The 22839-nt window shown below is 68.9% G+C and carries 17 protein-coding genes; 12 read left to right on the forward strand and 5 right to left on the reverse strand.

Annotated features, from left to right (window positions below):
- The first annotated feature begins 121 nt into the window (after window positions 1-121).
- The 3 genes from ileS (at window position 122) to sigJ (ending at window position 5561) form a co-directional block, all read left to right on the forward strand.
- Window positions 122-3325 (forward strand): isoleucine--tRNA ligase, encoded by a 3204-nt coding sequence (ileS, locus tag GOALK_RS00865; RefSeq protein ID WP_006356887.1) that lies wholly within the window; start codon window positions 122-124, stop codon window positions 3323-3325.
- Between the two features lie 86 nt (window positions 3326-3411).
- A complete protein-coding gene (locus GOALK_RS00870) occupies window positions 3412-4614 on the forward strand; it encodes an NAD(P)/FAD-dependent oxidoreductase (protein WP_006356888.1) in 1203 nt (400 codons plus the stop codon).
- Between the two features lie 29 nt (window positions 4615-4643).
- Complete coding sequence (gene sigJ / locus GOALK_RS00875; RefSeq protein WP_006356889.1) at window positions 4644-5561, forward strand: RNA polymerase sigma factor SigJ; 918 nt, start codon at window positions 4644-4646, stop codon at window positions 5559-5561.
- A 4-nt stretch (window positions 5562-5565) separates the two neighbouring features.
- Here sigJ and GOALK_RS00880 read toward each other — a convergent pair whose 3' ends face one another.
- Window positions 5566-6258: a TetR/AcrR family transcriptional regulator gene (locus GOALK_RS00880; protein WP_006356890.1), complete on the reverse strand. Its 693-nt coding sequence runs from the start codon at window positions 6256-6258 to the stop codon at window positions 5566-5568.
- Window positions 6259-6378: 120 nt separating this feature from the next.
- Between GOALK_RS00880 and GOALK_RS00885 the strand changes: the two genes are divergently transcribed.
- Both GOALK_RS00885 and GOALK_RS00890 read left to right on the forward strand, forming a co-directional pair.
- Window positions 6379-6834 (forward strand): nitroreductase/quinone reductase family protein, encoded by a 456-nt coding sequence (locus GOALK_RS00885; protein ID WP_006356891.1) that lies wholly within the window; start codon window positions 6379-6381, stop codon window positions 6832-6834.
- A gap of 39 nt (window positions 6835-6873) precedes the next feature.
- Complete coding sequence (locus tag GOALK_RS00890) at window positions 6874-8433, forward strand: DNA polymerase IV (RefSeq protein WP_006356892.1); 1560 nt, start codon at window positions 6874-6876, stop codon at window positions 8431-8433.
- A gap of 25 nt (window positions 8434-8458) precedes the next feature.
- Here GOALK_RS00890 and GOALK_RS00895 read toward each other — a convergent pair whose 3' ends face one another.
- Window positions 8459-9433, reverse strand: coding sequence for an asparaginase (locus GOALK_RS00895; protein WP_006356893.1), 975 nt, complete (start codon window positions 9431-9433; stop codon window positions 8459-8461).
- 190 nt (window positions 9434-9623) lie between these two features.
- On the opposite strand from GOALK_RS00895, the gene GOALK_RS00900 reads away from it, so the two are divergent.
- Window positions 9624-10163 carry a WKL family lipoprotein gene (locus tag GOALK_RS00900; protein ID WP_462433824.1) on the forward strand — a complete coding sequence of 180 codons (540 nt, stop codon included), beginning with the start codon at window positions 9624-9626 and terminating at the stop codon, window positions 10161-10163.
- 38 nt (window positions 10164-10201) lie between these two features.
- Here GOALK_RS00900 and GOALK_RS00905 read toward each other — a convergent pair whose 3' ends face one another.
- Entirely contained in the window at window positions 10202-11146 is a 945-nt protein-coding gene (locus tag GOALK_RS00905) for a hypothetical protein (protein WP_196222008.1), read from the reverse strand.
- A gap of 40 nt (window positions 11147-11186) precedes the next feature.
- On the opposite strand from GOALK_RS00905, the gene lspA reads away from it, so the two are divergent.
- The 5 genes from lspA (at window position 11187) to GOALK_RS00930 (ending at window position 18349) form a co-directional block, all read left to right on the forward strand.
- The gene (gene lspA, locus GOALK_RS00910; protein ID WP_155225378.1) at window positions 11187-11870 is read left to right on the forward strand and encodes a signal peptidase II; all 684 of its coding nucleotides are present in this window, start codon (window positions 11187-11189) and stop codon (window positions 11868-11870) included.
- Entirely contained in the window at window positions 11863-12789 is a 927-nt protein-coding gene (locus GOALK_RS00915; RefSeq protein WP_006356897.1) for an RluA family pseudouridine synthase, read from the forward strand. Before lspA ends, GOALK_RS00915 begins: the two co-directional genes overlap by 8 nt.
- Window positions 12790-12877: 88 nt before the next feature.
- Window positions 12878-14215 (forward strand): serine/threonine-protein kinase, encoded by a 1338-nt coding sequence (locus tag GOALK_RS00920; protein ID WP_006356898.1) that lies wholly within the window; start codon window positions 12878-12880, stop codon window positions 14213-14215.
- Window positions 14216-14425: 210 nt separating this feature from the next.
- The gene (dnaE, locus tag GOALK_RS00925) at window positions 14426-17968 is read left to right on the forward strand and encodes a DNA polymerase III subunit alpha (RefSeq protein ID WP_006356899.1); all 3543 of its coding nucleotides are present in this window, start codon (window positions 14426-14428) and stop codon (window positions 17966-17968) included.
- Window positions 17969-18079: 111 nt separating this feature from the next.
- Window positions 18080-18349: a hypothetical protein gene (locus GOALK_RS00930; RefSeq protein ID WP_006356900.1), complete on the forward strand. Its 270-nt coding sequence runs from the start codon at window positions 18080-18082 to the stop codon at window positions 18347-18349.
- On the opposite strand, the gene GOALK_RS00935 is transcribed toward GOALK_RS00930, so the two are convergent.
- On the reverse strand, window positions 18292-19200 hold the full coding sequence (locus GOALK_RS00935; RefSeq protein WP_006356901.1) for an SMP-30/gluconolactonase/LRE family protein: 909 nt from the start codon (window positions 19198-19200) through the stop codon (window positions 18292-18294). The genes GOALK_RS00930 and GOALK_RS00935 overlap by 58 nt on opposite strands.
- Before the next feature lie 293 nt (window positions 19201-19493).
- Here GOALK_RS00935 and ilvA point away from each other — a divergent pair, with 293 nt between their 5' ends.
- Window positions 19494-20873 (forward strand): threonine ammonia-lyase IlvA, encoded by a 1380-nt coding sequence (gene ilvA / locus GOALK_RS00940; RefSeq protein ID WP_006356902.1) that lies wholly within the window; start codon window positions 19494-19496, stop codon window positions 20871-20873.
- 1 nt (window position 20874) lies between these two features.
- Here the strand turns inward: ilvA and treZ are convergent, their stop codons facing one another.
- A complete protein-coding gene (gene treZ, locus GOALK_RS00945; protein ID WP_006356903.1) occupies window positions 20875-22599 on the reverse strand; it encodes a malto-oligosyltrehalose trehalohydrolase in 1725 nt (574 codons plus the stop codon).
- Between the last annotated feature and the right edge of the window lie 240 nt (window positions 22600-22839).

Genomic DNA, 22839 nt, shown 5'->3' on the forward strand with positions numbered 1-22839 from the left:
GACCCGCGCGATCCGATGAGTGGCGCCGGAGTGCCGGCGCAAGCGGGGTGGTACCGCGCAGACCTGACGGTGTGCGTCCCCGTGCCGAGGAGAGACATCACCAGGCACGAGGAGACGAGCCGTGACCGACACGAACGAGACGGGCGCGAACGCGACCGGCCGTGTGTACCCCAAAGTCGACATGACGGGTGGGACGGGCCGCAGCGCCCCCGATTTCCCGTCCGTGGAGCAGCACGTCCTGGAGTACTGGGATGCCGACTCGACCTTCGCCGCGTCCATCGAGAACCGTGCCGATGCCGAGGAGTTCGTCTTCTACGACGGCCCGCCCTTCGCCAACGGCCTCCCGCACTACGGCCATCTCCTGACCGGCTACGTCAAGGATGTGGTCCCCCGGTACCAGACCATGCGTGGCAAGAAGGTCGATCGTCGATTCGGCTGGGACACACACGGTCTGCCCGCCGAACTCGAGGCCGAACGCCAGCTCGGGATCACCGACAAGTCGGAGATCGAGAAGATGGGCATGGAGAAGTTCAACGAGTACTGCCGTGACTCGGTTCTCCGTTACACCGGTGAGTGGCGCGACTACGTGACCCGCCAGGCGCGCTGGGTGGACTTCGACAACGACTACAAGACGCTCGACCTCGACTTCATGGAGTCGGTCATGTGGGCGTTCAAGGCCCTCTACGACAAGGGTCTGATCTACCAGGGCTACCGCGTGCTGCCCTACAGCTGGTACGAGCAGACGCCGCTGAGCAACCAGGAGTCCAAGCTCGACGACGCCTATCGCATGCGCCAGGACCCGGCGGTCACCGTGCGGATGCCGCTGTCGGTGCCCGAGGGTCCGCTGGCCGCACTCGACGGTGTCAACGCGCTGATCTGGACCACCACGCCCTGGACCCTGCCGTCGAACCTCGCGATCGCGGTCAACCCCGAGGTCACCTACGTGCACGTCAAGGCCGCCGACGGGCAGCAGTACCTGCTGGCCGAGGCGCTGCTGGGTGCGTACGCCAAGGAGATCGCCGAACCCGAGGTGATCGGTACCCATCTGGGCAAGGACCTCGAGAACCTCTCCTACACACCGCCGTTCGACTTCTTCGTCGGACACCCGAACGCACACCGAGTGCTGCTCGGCGACTACGTCACCACCGAGAGCGGTACCGGCGTCGTCCACCTCGCACCGGCCTTCGGTGAAGAGGACATGGACCTCGCGACCGCCAACGGCATCGAGGTCGTCCAGCCGCTCGATCCGGGCGGCCGCTTCACCTCGCAGGTCCCGCCGTACGAGGGCCAGATGGTCTTCGACGCCAACCCGGTCATCATCAAGGACCTCAAGGCGGCGGGCCGCATCCTGCGCCACGAGACCATCGAGCACTCCTACCCGCATTCGTGGCGGTCGGGACAGCCGCTGATCTACATGGCGGTGCCGTCGTGGTTCGTCGCCGTCACCCAGTTCCGCGACCGCATGGTGGAGCTGAACAAGCAGATCACCTGGGTGCCCGAGCACATCCGCGACGGCCAGTTCGGCAAGTGGCTCGAGGGTGCGCGCGACTGGAACATCAGTCGCAACCGCTACTGGGGCGCGCCGATCCCGGTGTGGATCTCGGACAACCCGGAGTGCCCGCGCATCGACGTCTACGGTTCGCTCGACGAGCTCGAGCGCGACTTCGGCGTGCGCCCGGACAACCTGCACCGGCCCCACATCGACGAGCTGACCCGCCCGAACCCGGACGACCCGACCGGGCAGTCGACCATGCGTCGTGTGCCCGAGGTCCTCGACTGCTGGTTCGAGTCCGGGTCGATGCCGTATGCCCAGGTGCACTACCCGTTCGAGAACCGCGACTGGTTCGACGGCGGCGACTCCGCGTCGGCGCCCGCGCACAACCCGGGCGATTTCATCGTCGAGTACAACGGTCAGACGCGCGGCTGGTTCTACACCATGCACGTGCTGGCGACCGCGCTCTTCGACCGTCCGGCGTTCAAAACCGTTGCTGCACACGGCATCGTGCTGGGTGACGACGGGCAGAAGATGTCCAAGTCCAAGCGCAACTACCCGGATGTCAACGAGGTCTTCGACCGCGACGGCTCCGATGCGATGCGCTGGTTCCTGATGGCCTCGCCGATCCTGCGCGGCGGCAACCTCGTCGTCACCGAGCGCGGCATCCGCGAGGGTGTCCGCCAGGCACTGCTGCCACTGTGGAACGCCTACAGCTTCCTGCAGTTGTACGCAGATCGTCCGGCGACGTGGCGGACCGACTCGCAGAACGTCCTGGATCGCTACATCCTGGCGAAGCTCGCGACCACCCGCGACACGATGACCGAGGCGCTCGACACCTACGACATCGCCGGTGCGTGCGACGCGTTCCGCGAGTTCGTCGAGTCGCTGACCAACTGGTACGTGCGCCGGTCGCGTGCACGGTTCTGGGCCGGTCAGGAAGAGGACACCGACGCCTTCGACACCCTGTACACGGTGCTCGAGGTGGCATCGCGGCTCGCGTCACCGCTGCTGCCGCTGGCGACCGAGGCCATCTGGCGCGGTCTCACCGGTGGCCGTTCGGTGCACCTGACCGACTGGCCGACCGCAGACGAGCTGCCGGCCGACGCCGACCTGGTCGCGGCCATGGACGAGGTGCAGGCGGTCTGCTCGGTCGCGTCGAGCGTGCGCAAGGCCAACAAGCTGCGCGTCCGCCTGCCGCTGCCCGGTCTGACCGTGGCCTCGCCGACCGCGGCCGCACTCGAGCCGTACGTCGACCTGGTCAAGGACGAGATGAACGTCAAGTCCGTCTCGCTGGCCACCGACGCCAGCGAGTACGGCCGCTACGAGATCGCGGTCAACGCACGCGCGGCGGGTCCGCGCCTGGGCAAGGACGTCCAGCGCGCGATCAAGGCCGTGAAGTCCGGCAATTGGTCGGTGGGTACCGGTGCCGACGGCGCCGAGGTCGTCATCGCCGACGGCATCGAGCTCCACGACGGCGAGTACAGCCGCAAGCTGGTGGCGGTCGAACCGGACTCCACCGCCGAGCTGCCCGGGGGCAAGGGCCTCGTCGTGCTCGACACCACGGTGACCCCCGAGCTCGAGGCCGAGGGCTGGGCCAAGGACCGCGTGCGCGAACTGCAGGATGCGCGCCGCAACCTCGACCTGGACGTCTCCGACCGCATCACGGTGCGCCTCGTCGTGCCGGCCGAGCGTCTCGAGTGGGCGCAGACGCACGCGGGCCTCGTCGCCGGTGAGGTCCTCGCCGTGGAGTTCGACGTCACGGCCGACGGTGCGCCGGGCGCCATCGAGCTCGGCGACGGCGTCACCGCCGACGTCGCGAAGGTCGGCTGACCAGCTACTTCGTAGTAGCTGTCACATTTCTGCCGCCGTCGGTGTCTCGAGGATGACCACCTCGAACACCGACGGAAGGCAGAACGATGAGCACCACCGACATCACGCAGGAAATCCAGACGGTCGCACGGACGCATGTGGTCGTGCTCGGCGCCGGCTACGCGGGGGCCATGGCGGCCAACCGGCTGCGGCGCAACCCCGCCGTGGACGTCACGGTCGTGAACCCGCAGCCGTTCTTCGTGCAGCGCATCCGGTTGCACCAGTTCATCGCACGGACCGGTGAGCCGCAGGTCGGATTCGACGACGTGCTCGGTGACGGCCTCGACGTCGTGGTCGACACCGCCACCCGGATCGACGCCGGCGCACGACGCGTACACCTCGCGTCGGGGACCCACCTCGACTACGACTACGTGATCTACGCGATCGGGAGCCGGCTCCACCTGCCGCCGATCCCGGGCGCCGCGGAACATGCGCTGTCGGCCTCGGATTGGGCTGCAGCACAACAACTCCGGGAACGCGTCGATGCGCTGGACGCCGGCGCGCCGGTGGTTGTCGTCGGCGGCGGCCTCACCGGGGTGGAGCTCGCCGGCGAACTCGCCGAACGCGGCTTCGCGGTGACGCTCGCCGGTGGCGGTGTCGTCGCCCCGTCGGTGGGTGAGCGTGGCCACCGGGCCACCCTCCGGCAACTCGAACGACTCGGCGTCGACGTCCTGGAGGATGCGCGGGTCACCGGGGTCGAGGCGTCGCGGGTGATCGTCGAGACCGGCGGGCGTGAGCTGGTGTTGTCCAGTGCGGCAACGGTGTTCGCCACCGGTTTCCAGGCCCCGGAGCTGGCTGCGGACAGTGGCCTGACCACTGACGGAATCGGCCGTCTGCAGACGGATGAGAGCCTGACGAGCGTCGACGACGCCCGGATCGTCGGCGCGGGAGACGCGGTCGCGGTCGAGGGCGTCACACTCCGGATGAGCTGCCAGGCGGCTCAGCCGCTGGGTGCACAGGCCGCCGAGGCCGTCCTCGCCCGGATCGCCGGTGACCGGCCGATCCCGGTCGACCAGGCCTTCGTCGCACAGTGCACGAGCATCGGCCGCCACGCGGCCACCCTCCAGTTCACCCGGCGGGACGACTCGCCCGCGCGAGCGGTGGTGACAGGTCGTCTCGCAGCTCTGGCCAAGGAGCTGGTGTGCCGCGGTACCGTGTGGAACATCCGACGCGAGGCCGCGCATCCCGGCGCATTCGGCTGGCTGCGCGGTCGCGAGGTGACCGCCGAGCGTGAGCCGGTTCTGCAGTGACCGGCTCGCCGACGAGAGGCAGGACCCCGGTGAACAGCAGCGACTCCCAGGCAAGCGAGAGCGACCGGCGGGCAGCGCGTTTCGACGAGTTGCGGCCGCTGCTGTTCACCGTCGCCTACGAGATCGTCGGGACGGCGACCGACTCCGACGACGTACTACAGGACAGTTACCTGCGGTGGGCGGAGGTCGACGACACCGACATCGCGGACGCCAAGGCGTATCTCGCGAAGATCGTCACGCGCCAGGCACTCAACGTGCTGAGGTCACGGTCGCGGCGACGCGAGGAGTACGTCGGACCGTGGCTGCCCGAGCCGATCCTGACCGACGAACGCGACCTCGCCGACGACGTGGTGCTCGCGGAGTCGGTGTCCACGGCGATGCTGATCGTGCTGGAGTCGCTGAGCCCGGATGAGCGCGCGGTGTTCGTCCTCCGCGAGGTGTTCGGCTTCTCCTACAACGAGGTCGGCGACATGCTCGCCAAGCCGGCCGCCACGGTGCGCCAGATCGGGCACCGAGCCCGGAACCACGTCGAGGCGCGTCGCCCCCGGTTCGACCCGGTGGATTCCGAACGTGCGGTCGCGGTGGTGGACGCGTTCCTCTCGGCCGCGCAGTCCGGTGACGTCGAGAGGTTGCTGACGATGCTGGCACCCGAGGTCGAGTTCACCGCGGACAGCGACGGAAAGGTGACCGCGGTGCGTCACCCGATCCACGGCGCGCCGGCCGTGGCGCGTCTGCTGACCGGCTTCGCCCGGCTCGGGAAGGGCATGGACTACCGCCTTGAACCGGCGGTCTTCAACAACCAGTCGGGAGTGGCGATCTACATCGAGGGCGAGTTGGCGGGCACGTTCACCCTGCACATCGTCGACGGCGTCATCGAGCAGATCTACGCCATGCGCAACCCGGACAAGCTGGCCGGCGTGGAGGAGCGGCGGACTGTCGCGCGCTGAGCGCTCAGGCGAACAGGCTCGACAGCGTCAGCTCGATCTGCGACCGGAACAACTCGGCGGGGTGCGCGAAGGTGTCCTTGCCGTACTGGCCGAAGGCCTCCAGGCTGATCGCGCCGACGAGGGCTGCCCAGAGGGTCGTCGACGCGGCCAGCACGGCGTCGGGGGCGTCGATGCCGAACTCGTCGCGGATGGCGGCCATGTCGCCGGCGACCCCGGTTGTGGGTGTGGGCAGGTCGTCGCGGATCAGGCCCTCGGCGTGTGCGGCCGCGCACTCGCGCAGGAGCAGGGCCGGGATGCGCGTGCCCGGCACCATCGTCTCCTCGCCCGGTGCGGCATAACCGGGGACGGGGCTGCCGTAGAGGAGTGCCCAGCGGGCGGGGTCGTCGAGTGCCCAGTCCCGGGCGGCCTCCGCGGCGGCGAGCACGCGTTCGCGACGGCGGCTGGGCTCGATGGCCGAGACCGCCGCGTCGATCGCGTCGCCGACGTCGTTGTAGGCCTCCACGAGCAGCATGGTGAGCAGGTCGTCGCGACTGGGGACGTACCGGTAGACGGCCGATGACACGACGCCCATCTCTCGGGCGATCGCGCGCAGCGACAGTCCGGCTGCGCCGTGGGTGGCCAGGTGCTCGCGCCCGAGTCTGCGGATCTCGTCGGTCATCATCGCGCGGTTCTCCGCGCGGCTTCGTCCGGTCGCCATGGATCGATCCTTCCACATTTCGAGAGCAGTGCTCTTGATTTCTTGCGCTTCCGGGTGCACACTCAAAACCGAGAGCGGTGCTCTCGATAATTTTCCATCCGCCACGAAAGGGTCACGACCATGACCGGTACCACCCACTACCGCGCTCCCGAGGGGTTCGACAACGTCTTCAACCGCACCGTTCGCTGGCTCGCCGACCACGGCGTCAACCTCGCCGGCGCGCAGAACCTCACCGTTCCCGGCCGCCGGACCGGCAAGCTGCAGACCGTCCCCGTCAACGTCCTGCGATTCGACGGCGGGGACTACCTCGTCTCGCCGCGCGGCAACACCCAGTGGGCCCGGAACGCACGCGCCGCCGAGACCGTCGAACTCCGGCGCGGTCGTAGTCGGACCGTGGTGGCCCTCACCGAGGTCGACGCCGACCGGCGCCCGCCGATCATCGGCGAATACCTGCGCAAGTGGGGCTGGGAGGTCGGCCGCTTCCTGCCGGAAGGGCTCGACGCCAAGCCGTCCGACGCCGACCTCGCCGCACACGCCGGATCGATCCCGGTCTTCGCGATCACATCCGCCGACTAGCGGGTTTCGCCGTCACGTCTGCTCACTAGACTCGGACGGGTGGTGCGCCCCGATTCCGACTCGACGATCGCGGACGGATCATCCGTACCCGAACGGTGGGTGACCGGCGGAGGGTCGGGCGGGGCGCCGGCCGGTGCCGATTCCGAACGCGGCGCACGCTGGGTGATGCATCTCGACATGGACGCCTTCTTCGCCTCGGTCGAACAACTCACCCGTCCGACGCTGCGCGGTCGCCCGGTGCTCGTGGGCGGTTCCGGAGGTCGGGGAGTGGTGGCCGGAGCGAGCTACGAGGCCCGGGTGTTCGGTGCCAGGTCGGCGATGCCGATGCATCAGGCCCGACGCCTCATCGGCCCGACCGGCGTCGTGGTGCCCCCTCGCGGCGCGGTCTACGGCAAGGTCAGCAAGCGGGTGTTCCGGCTTGTGCGCGAAGCGGTTCCGGTGATCGAGACGCTCTCCTTCGACGAGGCGTTCGCAGAACCGGCCGAACTCGCCGGGGCCACCGTGGCGCAGGCGCGCGAGTTCGCCGAGCAGGTGCGCGCCCGCATCCGCACCGAGTGCGGGCTCGCCGCGTCGGTCGGCTTCGGCAGCGGCAAGCAGCTCGCCAAGATCGCCTCGGGAATGGCGAAACCCGATGGCGTGATGGTGATCCCGCCGTCGGGCGAGATCGAGTTCCTGCACGGACTGCCGGTGCGCAAGCTGTGGGGGATCGGTCCGGTCTCGGGTGATCGCCTCGCACGCCTGGGAATCGACACCATCGGAGACCTCGCGCGGATGTCGACCGTCGAGGTCGCCTCGGTGCTCGGCGCCACCGTCGGACCTGCACTGCACCGGCTCGCCCAGGGCGTCGACGACCGGCCGGTCGCCGAACGCGCCTCGGCCAAACAGATCAGCGCCGAGTCGACGTTCGCCGAGGACATCGTCGACCTCGACGAACTACGCAAGGCGATCCGCAAGGCCGCCACCGACGCACATCGTCGGCTGCTCAAGGACGGACGCGGCGCGCGCACGGTGGTGCTGAAGCTCAAACGCTCCGACATGTCGATCCTCACCCGGTCGGCGACCACCGCCGCGGCCACCACCGACTTCGACGACCTCGAGCGAACGGCCCAGCGTCTGGCCCTCGACCCGCGCACCGTCGGAGCGATACGTCTTGTGGGCGTGGGGTTCTCCGGTCTCAGTGCGGTGCAGCAGTACGCGCTGTTCGACGATCTCGACGCCGCGCCGGACGAGACGACCCACCACGACACCGCCTCCGCGGGTGGCGCGGCGAGCCCGTCGTCGGACTCCGGCGGCATCGTGGAGGTGTCGGAGACCGTGCACGATACGACCGTCGACACCGAGTCACCCGAACCCGTGCGGTTCGCCCCGGGCGGAAATCCGCAGAGCCGTGCGCCGTTTGCGCCGGGCGCCGACGTGACCCATCCCGAGTTCGGGCACGGCTGGGTACAGGGGAGTGGGCACGGCGTCGTCACCGTCCGCTTCGAGACCCGCACCACCGGCCCCGGGCGCACCCGCACCTTCGGCGTCGACGATCCCGATCTACGGCCCGCCGACCCGCTCGACAGCCTCGAGTGGGACCTTGGCGCCGACGACGAGTGAACGTCGCGGGAGCGCCAGTGCCACATCACTTCCCGGATGCGGAGAAGAACTCGGCGATCGTCTCGGGACTCGCCTTGGCGGTGAGCAGTGCGATCAGTGCCATGCGGGCCTGCGGCGCACGCAGCCACGGCGACACGATCGCGCCGGCGCGATGCAGATCGACGGCGCCCCCGCCGCCGCCGTAGGTCGCCGACACCTCGCCGTAGGGCACCCGGCTCGTCACCACGACGGTCACGCCGTGGGTGACGGCGAGCGCGACCTCGGCGGTGATGTCCGGGTGGGTGTTCCCCGAGCCCGTCGCGGCGAGCACGATGCCCGCGGCGTTCTGCGCGACCGCCGCCGCTATCAGACCGGGGGACACCCCGGGATACAGCGCGAAGAGGTCGACCCGGGCGGTCCGGCCGAGCGGGATCTCGTCGGTCAGCACCGGACGCGGCAGATCGGTGCGCACCGAGTCGAAGGCGACAGCGTCGGACGTCGACACCTTGAACAGCCCGCGCGCCGGCAGGATGCGACCGCCGGCCGCCACCAGGACGCCGCGGCCCCGATTTTCGGGATCGCCGACCGCGGCCAGTGCGGCGGCCAGGTTGCGCGGACCGTCCGCATCGGGGCGGTCGGCCGGCAACTGGGCGCCGGTGAACACGACCGGCCGCGAGTCGACACAGTAGAGATCGGCGAGGAACGCCGTCTCCTCCATCGTGTCGGTGCCGTGGGTGACCACGACTCCGGCGACCTCCGGGTCGGCGAGGGCGTCGGCGATCCCCCGCACCACCGCGAGTTGGTCGGCCACGGTCATCGCCGAACTGTCCACCGACATCAGATCGACGGTGCGGACGGCTTCCATCCCGGCGTTCCCGGCCCCGGTGTTCGAGGCTGCTGACAGCAGGTCGTCGGCGCCGAGCGCGGGCACGGCACCGTCGGTCGTGGTCTGCGCGGCGATGGTGCCGCCGGTGGTGATCAGCACGGTCGTCGACGGACCGGGCGGGGGAGAAGCGGACATGGTCGTCAAGCCTCACGGCAGGCCGCCGAACCGTCAAGCCTCGAGCGGCGCGGCGTGGAACCGGGATCATCCGCCTGCGTTTGGCATAGTGGTGTGGGTTGTCGCCGGGCCCGACCCGGCAGACCCCATCGGCGAGTCATGGGAGAGCGCCACGGCGCGCCCACGTCCACAGACATAGTGAGGGAGATCGTTGAAGTATCGGAAGTTTCTTGGCGCGACCATGATCGCGGCCGCATTGATGACCGGTGTCGCAGCCTGCGGTGGCGACGACAGCGACGCACCGCCCGCCCCGACCCTGACCAGCACCGCGGATGCCGGTGCCGGTGCCGCCGGTGGTGACACCGAGTCCGAGATCACCAACGACAGCAAGCCGCCGTCGATCGCGGCTCTCAACGAGCTCGTGGACACCGCCGTCGACCCGAAGATCCCGAGCAAGGACAAGATCGTCCTCGTCGAGGGTTCGGAGAAGGACCCGGCCATCTTCGAGGAGCTGGTCAACGCCCGCGCGGAGAACTCCGACGTCGACTGGGTCCTGGTGAACCCGGTCATCAGCGCCGGCCCGAACAAGGCCCGCGTCAAGGTTCGCATCGAGACCGCCGGCAACCCGCCGACCAACGCCGAGTCGACCATCGTCTTCGACGACGGCCGCTGGAAGCTCTCCAACCAGACCGTGTGCAACCTGCTCGGCCTCTACCAGGTCAAGAGCGCGATGTGCACCCCGGCGAGCTAGCCGGACCGTTCGGCTGACCCCGGAGAACCGGGTTGTCCTCACCGCCAGGTGACGGACAACCCGGTTTTCTGTACCAGGGGACGCGACGGGTCGGCCCCGACGAGTTCCCGCGCACCGGTGTAGGTCAGCTGACCGCCGACCGGCAGGCCGCGTGACAGGTCGATCTCGACCGTCCCGCCGCCCTCGGAACTGAAGCGGCTGATGGTGAGGGTGTCGCTGCCGCCCGGGATGGCGAAGACGGAGTTCACCGGGGTCTCCTCGGCGGAGAACTGGATGGTGAGACGGTTGCCGTCCCACGCCGACAGACGCGCGTCGATCGTCTGCGTGACCGTCGCGGCGGCTGAGATGACACGTTCGGTGCGCCATCGCGCACCCACCGCGATCGGTTCGGTCGGCAGTGCGATGGAGGTGTTCAACGCCGTCACCAGGGACTGCTCGACTGCCAGGCGCGCTTCCTGGCCCGCCTGCTCGGGCGGGGCGAGACGCAACGCGACCGGCGCGAGTCCGGGCCCGGTGGTCAGGCCGGCCTTCGTGCCCGCCATCGCCGGCAGTTGTCCGTTGAGGGACGCGTCCGGAGACGTCACGGTGCCCAGTTCGAGTTCCAGCTCCGATTTCTCGGCGCACGAGAACCGGGCGGTCATCGGGGTCTCGACGGTCTCGGCGTCCGTCGACCCCGGTGAGGCGACGTCGGAGGTCGTCACGAGCGTCACCGTCTGAGCCGACGTGGTGTCGGGAGCGGGAGCGGCCACCCGACGCTCGCCCTCACCCGGGTCGACCAGGGTGACCGTGGCCCCCGCGATCGGCACCGGCGCCGCTCCGGCCGCACGGGAGGGCGATTCGTTCGCGCAACCGGCAGCCGTCGCCGAACTGGCGCCCGGGGCGTCGTCGGACTCCGACGAGCACCCCGCGACCAGCACGGATACCGCCGCGATGACGGTGCACGAGGACACAACGGACCGGAGGAGACGACGATGCGAGGACACGGGTAGCCAGCGTATTCGACCGGTCGTGGACAATGAGGCTGTGGATGACCAACCCCTGACGGATTCCGGCAACGCGGATCCGCACGGCGCCGATTCTCCGGACGCCGACCGCGATCGAGTCCCGTCGGACGACGCGACCCCCGCACGACGCTTCTCCAAGGTGACCGCAGCGGTCCTCGGCGTCGCGCTCGTCGTCATCGGGCTGGACCTGCTGACCAAGATCATCGCCGTCGCGGCGCTCGACCCGCAGCGCCCGGTCCAGATCATCGGCGACGTCGTCACCCTGCGACTCGTACGCAACAGCGGGGCCGCCTTCTCGCTGGCCTCGGGATACACGTGGGTCCTGACGATCATCGCGCTCGTCGTCGTGGTGGTCATCGTCCGCTACAGCAGCAGGCTGAAGTCCTGGGGATGGGCGATCGGTCTGGCTCTCGTGCTCGGCGGGGCGATCGGCAACCTGATCGACCGCATCTTCCGCGCCCCGGCACCGCTCCAGGGTCACGTCGTCGACTTCGTCTCGGTCGGCTGGTGGCCGGTGTTCAACGTGGCGGATTCCGCCGTGGTCTGCGGGGCGATCCTGCTGGTGGCACTGTCGGCGCTGGGCTTCGACTACGACGGCAGCCGGACCGGTTGGGCCGCCCGCCGTGACCGGCACGCGGCCGAGCGCACCGGCCCCGAGAACGACGGCCCCGACAACAACCAGAACGGGGACACCAATGCGTGAATCGCGTGTCGTACCGGTACCCGACGGGCTCGACGGCATGCGCGTCGACGCCGGTGTCTCCCGGATGCTGGGCCTGTCGCGGACCGTCGTGGCCACCCTGGCCGAGGAGGGCGACGTCATGGTCGACGGCGTCGTCGTCGGCAAGTCACACAAGCTCGCCGCGGGTACCCTCCTGCACGTCACGCTGCCCGAGCCCGACGAGCCGCTGCGGATCGAACCGACCCCGGTGGAGGACCTCGAGGTCATCTATCACGACTCCGACATCGTCGTCGTCGACAAGCCGGTCGGCGTGGCCGCGCATCCCTCGCTCGGCTGGAGCGGTCCCACCGTCATCGGCGCGCTGGCCGCCGCCGGATTCCGCATCTCGACCTCCGGCGCGCACGAACGCCAGGGGATCGTCCACCGGCTCGACGTCGGGACCTCCGGCGTCATGGTCGTCGCCGTGTCCGAACGCGCCTACACGCTGCTGAAGCGGGCGTTCAAGCAGCGGACCGTCCACAAGGGCTACCACGCTCTCGTCCAGGGGCATCTCGACCCGCCGTCGGGCACCATCGACGCACCGATCGGCCGTCACCGGGGCAACGACTGGAAGTTCGCGGTGACCGCGAACGGCAAGCCGAGCATCACCCACTACGACACCCTCGAGATGTTCGCCGCGGCGTCGTTGATCGACGTCCACCTCGAAACCGGTCGCACACATCAGATCCGCGTCCACTTCTCGGCGCTGCACCATCCGTGCTGCGGTGATCCGACCTACGGTGCCGATCCGGTCCTGGCCAAAAAGCTCGGTCTCGAACGGCAGTGGCTGCACGCGCGGACGCTGCGTTTCGCCCACCCCGCGGACGGCCGCACGGTCGAGTTCAGCTCGGAGTACCCCGAGGACCTCCAGCACGCGCTCGACGTGCTGCGCGACTCCTGACCGACTTGCCGGATCCGGGCGGGCGAGGACGGCATTCGTTCGGTCGTCAACCGGCGACATCACCGGACAACTCGCCTAGATTGAGAGGGTGTTCGAGCCTGGAACGGTGATCGCCGGGTACCGCGTCGAGCGACTGCTCGGCAGCGGTGGAATGGGCGCTGTCTTCCTCGCCCGGCACCCCGAGCTCCCCAGGTACGACGCCCTGAAGGTGCTGAAGGACTCGGCGGGCCTGACCGACAACAACTTCCGTCGCCGCTTCCTCCGTGAGGCCGAGGTGGCGGCGACGCTGGACCACCCCAACATCGTCACCGTCTTCAACCGTGGCCGGGCAACGGTCCCCAGCGCGTCGAGGTCCGGCCAGTCGGACCTGCTCTGGATCGCGATGCAGTACGTGCCGGGTACCGACTGTGCCCGCGAACTGAACGCCATCGGACGGTTCACGCCGCCGCGGGTCGCCCACATCGTGTCGCAGGTCGCGCGCGGTATCGACCACGCCAACCGGCGCGGCCTCACACACCGCGACGTCAAACCCGGCAACATCCTCCTCGCCGAGGTCGACGAGGACTCGACGGTCGACGAGCAGCGGGTGCTGCTGACCGACTTCGGCGTCGCCAAGATCTCCGACGAGACCGAGGCCCTCACATCTGTCGGCACCGTGCTCGCGACCCTGTCCTACGCCTCACCCGAACAGCTCATGGGACGGACGCTCGACGGCCGCAGCGACCAGTACTCGCTGGCGGCGTCCACCTTCCACCTGCTCACCGGTCGCGTCCCGTTCGACGACCGGGACACCGGAGCGGTCATCGGCGCACACCTCAAGGAACCGGTGCCGCGCGCATCCGAACTCGTCCCCGGCCTGCCGCCGGCGGTCGACGCCGTGATCTCGAGGGCGATGGCGAAGACGCCCGAGGAACGGTTCGCGAACTGTCGCGAGTTCGCCGAGGCGCTGACGGTGAGTGTTCGGCCCGCGCAACCGCCGTCGGTGTCCGACGCCGAGGCCGTCACCGTGCGCGGACTCTCGCCCCGACCGGTCTCGCGGAACCATCCCGTCCCGATGCCGGCGACACGTCGCCCGGGTCCGCCCCCGGCTCCGGGACGTCCGGCGTACCGCGGTCCGTCGCCGGCCCCGCCCGGCGGAGAGGCCACCCGGCGGGCCGCACCCCGGCCGAACCCGAACCGACAGCGACAGGAGCGTCCGACGCCGTCCCGTCCGGCCACCGGCGCGGACCCCGCCGTGTGGCAGCACCCGCCGTCCGGCCCGCACCGCCAGACCAACGATCACCTCCGGGCCGCCGGGTCGGGGCCGATGGACCGGCCCCGGGCGGTCCGCCGTTCCCGGGCGCGACGATGTCCTCCGGCGGTCCGAGCCGGTCGAATCCGAACCGCCTGCCCCTGGTGCTGGCCGGGGTCGCGGCGGTGCTGCTGATCCTGATCGTTCTCGTGTTCGTCGTGGCGTTGTAACCCCGACGTGTCGGCGTGTGCGAGGCGGACATGGTGTCACAGCCGCCCCATTCGTCACGGCCCGGAGTGCCTTCCGGTGGGTGTCGGTGCGCGCGCCTAAAGTAGACCCGGACTCGGCGACCGGCGAGTACGAAGACCGGCGAGCACAGCAACCAGCGAGCACAGAAGAGGCACCGTGACGGACTCGTTTGTTCACCTGCACAACCACACCGAGTACTCGATGCTCGATGGTGCGGCCAAGGTGTCACCGTTGTTCGCCGAGGCCAAGCGGCTGGGCATGACTGCCATCGGCATGACCGACCACGGAAACATGTTCGGTGCCAGCGAGTTCTACAACACCGCGATCAAGAACGACATCAAGCCGATCATCGGCATCGAGGCCTACATCGCGCCCGGTTCGCGGTTCGACACCAAACGTGTCCAGTGGGGTTCACGCGAGCAGAAGAGCGACGACGTCTCGGGTTCGGGTGCTTACACGCACATGACCATGGTCGCCGAGAACGCGACCGGTCTGCGCAACCTGTTCAAGCTGTCCTCGCTCGCCTCCATCGAGGGGCAGCTCGGCAAGTGGGCGCGTATGGACGCCGACCTGATCGCCGAGTACGCCGAGGGCATCATCGCGACCACCGGTTGCCCGTCGGGTGAGGTGCAGACCCGGCTTCGCCTGGGCCACGACCGCGAGGCCCTCGAGGCCGCGGCGAAGTGGCAGGAGATCTTCGGCAAGGAGAACTTCTACCTCGAGCTGATGGAGCACGGCCTCGAGATCGAGCGCCGCGTGCGCGACGGTCTCCTCGACATCGGCCGCAAACTCGGTATCGAGCCGATCGTCACCAACGACTGCCACTACGTCACCAAGGAGCATGCCGCCGCCCACGAGGCGCTGCTGTGCGTGCAGACCGGCAAGACGCTGTCCGATCCGACCCGCTTCAAGTTCGACGGCGACGGCTACTACCTGAAGTCGGCCGCGGAGATGCGCGAGCAGTGGGACTCGGTGGTGCCGGGCGCATGCGACAACACGCTCGAGATCGGCGAGCGCGTCCAGTCCTACAAGGAGGTCTTCACCCACCGCGACCGCATGCCGGTCTTCCCGGTGCCCGATGGCGAGACCCAGCAGACCTTCCTGCGCAAGGAGGTGGCGAAGGGACTCCGCGAGCGTCGTTTCGCCGGGACCGAGGTGCCGCAGGAGTACCTCGACCGGGCCAACTACGAGCTCGACGTCATCATCCAGATGGGCTTCCCGGCCTACTTCCTGGTGGTCGGAGACCTGATCCGCCACGCCCTCGAGGTCGGTATCCGCGTCGGCCCGGGCCGTGGTTCGGCGGCCGGCTCGCTGGTCGCGTGGGCGCTGGGAATCACCAACATCGACCCGATCCCGCACGGGCTGCTGTTCGAGCGATTCCTCAACCCCGAGCGCGTGTCGATGCCCGATATCGACATCGACTTCGACGATCGTCGCCGTGGCGAGATGGTGCGCTATGCGACCGACCGGTGGGGTAACGACAAGGTCGCCCAGGTCATCACCTTCGGAACGATCAAGACCAAGGCCGCCATCAAGGACTCCGCACGAGTCCAGTTCGGTCAGCCGGGTTTCGCGATCGCCGACCGCATCACCAAGGCGCTGCCGCCGCCCATCATGGCCAAGGACATCCCGGTCTGGGGCATCACGAACCCCGAGCACGAGCGCTACGGCGAGGCCACCGAGGTCCGCACGCTCATCGAGACCGACCCGGACGTCAAGAAGATCTACGACACCGCGCTCGGCCTCGAGGGCCTGATCCGCAACGCCGGTGTGCACGCCTGTGCGGTGATCATGTCGTCGGAGCCGCTGACCGACGCGATCCCGGTCTGGAAGCGCGCACAGGACGGCGCGATCATCACCGGCTGGGACTACCCGTCGTGTGAGGCCATCGGCCTGCTGAAGATGGACTTCCTGGGTCTGCGCAACCTCACCGTCATCGGTGACGCCCTGGAGAACATCAAGCTCAACCGCGGGATCGATCTGGACCTCGACGCGCTGCCGCTCGAGGACGAGAAGACCTACGAGCTGCTCGCCCGCGGCGACACGCTCGGCGTGTTCCAGCTCGACGGCGCGGCCATGCGCGAACTCCTGAAGATGATGCAGCCCACCGGGTTCGAGGACATCGTGGCCGTCCTGGCGCTGTACCGACCCGGTCCGATGGGTGTGAACGCCCACACCGACTACGCCAAGCGCAAGAACGGTCTCCAGGAGATCCGGCCGATCCACCCGGAGCTCGAGGAGCCGCTGAAGGAGATCCTCTCCGAGACCTACGGTCTGATCGTCTACCAAGAGCAGATCATGCAGATCGCGCAGAAGGTCGCCGGCTACTCGCTCGGACAAGCAGACCTGCTCCGTCGCGCGATGGGCAAGAAGAAGAAGGAGATCCTCGACGAGGCCTATGACGGCTTCGCGGAGGGCATGCGCAACAACGGTTTCTCGCAGGCGGCGATCACCGCACTGTGGGACACGGTGTTGCCGTTCGCCGGCTACGCGTTCAACAAATCGCACGCCGCGGGCTATGGTCTCGTCTCCTTCTGGACCGCCTACCTCAAGGCGAACTACCCCGCCGAGTACATGGCCGGTCTGCTCACCTCCGTCGGCGACGACAAGGACAAGGCGGCGATCTACCTCGCCGACTGCCGCAAGCTCGGCATCACCGTGCTCCCGCCGGACGTCAACGAGTCGCAGCGCAACTTCGCGGCCGTCGGCGCCGACATCCGCTTCGGTCTCGCCGCCATCCGCAACGTCGGTTCGGGCGTCGTGGGCTCGATCATCAACGCCCGCGAGGAGAAAGGGAAGTTCACCAGCTTCTCCGACTACCTCGGCAAGATCGACGTCACCGCCTGCAACAAGAAGGTGACGGAATCGCTGATCAAGGCGGGCGCCTTCGACTCCCTCGGTCATCCGCGCAAGGGCCTGTTCCTGGTGCACGCCGAGGCCGTCGAATCGGTCATCGGCACCAAGAAGGCCGAGGCGATCGGACAGTTCGACCTCTTCGGCGACGCCGGTGGGGCCGACGACTCGATGGCCGAGGTCTTCGCGGTCAAGGTCCCCGAGGAGGAGTGGGACACCAAGCACAAGCTCGCGATCGAGCGGGAGATGCTGGGTCTCTACGTCTCCGGGCATCCGCTGGCCGGCGTCGAACACGCCATCTCCGCGCACACCGACACCTCGATCACGTCGCTGCTGGAGGGCAACATCTCCGACGGTGCGCAGATCACGATCGGCGGCATCATCTCGTCGGTGACGCGCCGGGTGAACAAGAAGGGCGAGCCGTGGGCCGCGGTCACCCTCGAGGACATGGTCGGTGGTGTCGAGGTCTATTTCTTCCCCCGCGCCTACGTGGCGTACGGGATGGACATCGTGGCCGACAACATCGTGCTGATCAAGGCCCGCGTGAACCTGCGCGAGGACAGCATGATGATCAGCGCGAACGACCTCGCCGTCCCGGACCTCGAGACCGCCGGCGCGACCAAGCCGGTGGCCCTGACGCTGTCCGCCCGGCTGTGCACCCCGGATCGGGTCCAGGCGCTCAAGCAGGTGCTGACCCGGCATCCGGGCATGGCCGACGTGCACGTGACGCTCGTCAGCGACAAGCGGCAGACACAGCTCAAGCTGACCGAGTCCCTGCGGGTGGCGCCGAGTTCCGCGCTGATGGGCGACCTGAAAGCACTGCTCGGACCCAGCTGCCTGGGCTGACACCGGGGCGCCCGACACCATAGTTTCGGCCCGCCGAACATTTCTCTTCGACAGGCGCTATACTCGACGGCACGTCCAGTCACGCCCAGCCGTCGAGGGGAGTGTTCGCAGATGACCACGATGATCGGCATCAACGCGCACCGTCCGGTTCGGCGTGCGCACCGCACGGTCGAGGTCTTCGGTGTCGACTGGCCCGCTCACAAAGCCCATGCCGTTCTCGCGGGAGTCGCCACCGCCGTCGTGACCCTGCTGATCTTCGGATCGTTGCAGGCCACTGCGTGGGTGACGGCGGTGGCGGTCCTCGCGGTGTGGTGGGGTGGGCGCTACCTGCCCGGGAACGCGGCCGTCGCACCCCGGTCGAATCCGCCGGGGATCTCGTAGATCCGTCCGTCGAATCCGGCCCGGTACAGACGTCCGGTCGAGAAGCCGCGGTCGCCGCGGCCGTAGGAGAGCACGCTCGACGTCGGCAGTCCGCTCGCCAGCACGCAGTAGCGTCCGGGCGAGGTGATCCGGACGATCTCACCGGTCGCGTTGAACGGCACGACCGGCCGGTCGCGGGAATCGAGCGTCAGTCCATCCGGAGTCGACGGTGCACCCACACCGAGCAGGCTCTGCACCACCCGCGGGTTCGTCGTCGAGATGCGGCTGACGCCCGGGTTCACGAAGGTGCGCGAGACGTAGAGCCAGCGATCGTCGCGGCTCAGGACCGCGCCGTTGGCGCTCGGCAGTGCACCCCACGCGGCGTTCACCGCGCCGCCCGGTGAGACCCGTCCGATGAGATTGCCGAAGTCGTTGGTGGCGTAGACGTTTCCGCTCGCCGCCACATCCATCCCGTTCGCTGCGGACAGTCCGGTCACCCAGGGCCGGAACGCGCGGGTGTTGACATCCAGGCGGCCGATGGACGCATGGCGCAGGGCGTCGCCGACGATGACGCGGGGGTCGGCGCCGTAACCGACCAGCAGGGTTCCGCCGGGAGTCCAGGTGAGCGCACCCGCACCGTTACCGCCGGGCACTCGCGCGATCGGGACCGCAGGCGCACCCGGCCCGTTCAACCGGAAGACGCGACCGGAGATGAGGTCGGTGGTGTAGAGCCGTCCACCGGCGTCGACCGTGAGACCTTCGAGCGCGGCGCCGGGAACGACACCGACGAGTCGGGCGGGAGCGGCTCCCGGGCACTGCGGCGCCGCGGAGGCGGGGGCGGGACCGACCGCCGTGGCGAGACCCAGCGCCATGGCCGCGGACGCCGCGCCGGCGGCGATCCGGGTGAGGCGTGAGGTACGCCGGGATCGGCGCGGAGAGGGCTGGCGAGATGTCATTGACTGCTCCCTGATCAGGTGGCGGGTCGTGCTGCCGCTGTCCATCGCCAGTCTTGCGCAGGGGCTCGGGACGACGAGCGGTTTCGCCGATATACCCACCTCTCCGGCCGCGCAACCCCGGTATGCGGGCGACAGCGGTCGCCCGTGCACACCGGCCCTGCCGACATCGATGTACCCGGGCGCCTCGAACTATCCCGCGCAGTGAGAACATGGCAGTCGTGAGTACGCACCACGTCCCTGTTCACCAGCACGGTCCGGCACTGAGCCTCGACGCCATCGAGGCGGCGTCGGAGCGAATCGCCGACGCGGTGGCGCGTACCCCGCTCGAGGCCTGCCCGCGACTGTCGGGGACGGGTGCCCAGATCTACCTCAAGCGCGAAGACCTGCAGACGGTTCGCTCCTACAAGATCCGCGGCGCGTACAACGTGATGGCCCAGCTCTCGGCCGACGAGCTGTCCCGCGGTGTGGTCGCGGCCAGCGCCGGAAACCACGCCCAGGGTGTCGCTTTTGCGTGCAAGAGCATGAAGGTGCCCGGACGGATCTACGTCCCGACCACCACCCCGAAGCAGAAGCGCGACCGGATCGCCTGGCACGGTGGCGATTTCGTCGAGCTGAAGGCCATCGGGGAAACCTACGACGCGGCTGCCGCCGCCGCTCAGGCCGATGTGATGAGCACCGGCTCCGCGTGGATCCACGCCTTCGACGACCCGCGGACCGCGGCCGGGCAGGGCACCATCGCGCGCGAGATCGTCGAGCAGCTGGGCCGCGTGCCCGACGTCGTCGTCGCACCCGTCGGTGGCGGCGGATGTCTGGCCGGCATGGCCACCTACCTCCGTGGACTCTCCGGCGACGTGACGATCGTCGGGGTCGAGCCGACCGGGGCCGTCTCGTTGAGTGCGGCACTGGTCAACGGCGGCCCGGTCACCCTCGACGAGATCGATCCCTTCGTCGACGGCGCGGCCGTGAAACGAATCGGCAGCATCGGGCACCGGGTGATGTCCGAGCTCGGTGCGAGCGTCAGCGATCACCCGATCCTCGCCGGCATCTCCGCGACCCCGGCGACGCAGATCATCCCGGACGGTCCGCTCTCGCCGACCCCCGGCACGGCGCACATCACGCACGTCGACGAGGGCGCCATCTGCTCGGCGATGCTGGAGCTCTACCAGAACGAGGGCATCATCGCCGAACCCGCCGGTGCCCTTGCGGTGGCCGCCTTGGGCAAGCTGCGGCTACCCGCCGACGCGGTCGTCGTGTGCCTGGTGTCCGGTGGCAACAACGACGTCTCCCGCTACGGCGAGATCATCGAACGCTCACTGGTGCACCGCGGTCTGAAGCACTACTTCCTGGTCGACTTCCCGCAGGAGCCGGGTGCACTGCGGCGCTTCCTCGACGAGGTCCTGGGGCCCGACGACGACATCACGCTCTTCGAGTACGTCAAACGCAACAATCGCGAGACCGGTGCCGCCCTGGTGGGCGTCGAACTCGGCAGCCCGGACGGCCTCGGCGCTCTGATGGACCGGATGGCGCGCTCGCGCCTGCACTGTGAGCGCCTCGAGCCGGGATCGCCGGCCTACGAGTACCTGACCTGAGCTACCGCAGTCCGACGATCACGTTGTGCCCGGCTGACACTCCGTCGGCCGGTTGCTCCCAGGCCAGCCGGATGTCGAGCGGCCAGGGGAGTGCCACGGGCGCATCACCGGGAACGCACACCACCGACCATTGGCCGCGGTGCATCGCGAACCAGCCTGCCGCCTCGTCGAATTCGGCGTCGACGGAGGCGAATGCCGGATCATGCAGGGCTGCTTCGGCTTTCCGGAGTGCGATCACAGACCGGTAGAACTCGAGCACGCGGGCGTGGTCGGGCCGGGTCGGCTCCGACCAGTCCAGCTTCGACCGCTCGAAGGTCTCCGGGTCTTGTGGGTCGGGCACATCGTCGCTGTCCCAGCCGTGTTCGGCGAACTCCGACTTCCGGCCCTCCGCGGTCGCCCGGCCCAGTTCCGGTTCGGGGTGGGAGGTGAAGAACTGGAACGGGGTGGCCGCGGCCCATTCCTCACCCATGAAGAGCATCGGCGTGAAGGGGGACAACAGGACCAGGGCGGCCTTGATCGCGAGCTGCCCGCCGTCCAGGTAAGCGCTCGGCCGGTCGCCGATCGCCCGGTTGCCCACTTGATCGTGGGTGCAGGTATAGGCCAGCAACGACGACGCGGGCACCCGATCGGTCGGGATCGGCCGGCCGTGGCAGCGGCGTCGGAACGACGAGTAAGTGCCGTCGTGGAAGAAGCCTCCGGTCAGGACCTTTGCGAGACAGTCGAAACCGCCGAAGTCGGCGTAGTAGCCCTGTCGCTCACCGGAGACGAGGGCGTGGACGGCGTGATGGATGTCGTCGTCCCACTGGGCGGCCAGACCGAGACCGCCGGCCGATCGCGGGAGGAACATCCGTGGATCGTTGAGGTCGCTCTCCGCGATCAGCGACAGCGGACGCCCGAGTTCGGCCGACAACGCGTCCGTCGCGGCGGCCAGTTCCTCGAGGAGGTGGACCGCACGATGGTCGGTGAGCGCGTGGACGGCGTCGAGTCGTAGTCCGTCGACGTGGAATTCGGTGAACCAGCGCAGCGCGGTGCCGGCGATGAAGGCGCGAACCTCGTCGGAGTCGGGTCCGGACAGGTTGACCGACGATCCCCACGACGTCGTGCCCTCGCTGAGATACGGCCCGAAGTCCGGCAGATAGTTGCCCGACGGCCCCAGGTGGTTGTAGACGACGTCGAGGACGACACCGAGTCCCTTGGCGTGACAGGCGTCGACGAAACGGGCGAGTGCCGCCGGGCCGCCGTAGGTTTCCTGCACGGCGTACCAGCCGACCCCGTCGTAACCCCAGTTGTGGGTGCCGTTGAAGGCGTTCACCGGCATCAGTTCGACGAGATCGACGCCGAGTTCGACGAGGTGGTCGAGCCGTTCGATCGCGGAGTCGAGAGTGCCTGCCGGGGTGAAGGTCCCGAGGTGGAGTTCGTAGATCACCGCGCGGTGCACATCGCGGCCGGCCCAGCCGGCGTCGCTCCACGACGACGCGTCGACGGTGAACAGCGCCGACATCTCGTGGACGCCTTCGGGTTGACGGACCGAGCGCGGATCGGGACGCACCGGCCCGCCGTCGATCGAGAACCCGTAGCGGAGGTCCGGGCCGGTCTCGATCGCGGAGTCCGCGGGGACCCGCCACCACCCTCCCGCGTCGGCGGACATCGGCACCGATCGGGTGGGGGAGCCGGGACCTCCGGATCGGACGACGAGGTCCACCTTCCCGGCCCCGGGCGACCACACCCGGACCTCGTCGGCCGAGCGTGGCGGACGAAAAGGCCCCACGTTGGAACGAAGTGGTAGGTTTTGTTCCCGTTGGTCGACCGACCAAGTTATGGTGCTCTGGTCATCAGTCGCGGACGTCGTCGGGGAATTGCTCACATCAAGCAAGGTATGTCGGGGCTCCCGAAGTCGCACCGCACGATAGTGTGAGGCCGCGCACAACCAAGGATGAGAGCGGGGTATATTAAGGCGACGCTCATG

Source organism: Gordonia alkanivorans NBRC 16433 (assembly GCF_000225505.1).
Classification (GTDB): domain Bacteria; phylum Actinomycetota; class Actinomycetes; order Mycobacteriales; family Mycobacteriaceae; genus Gordonia; species Gordonia alkanivorans.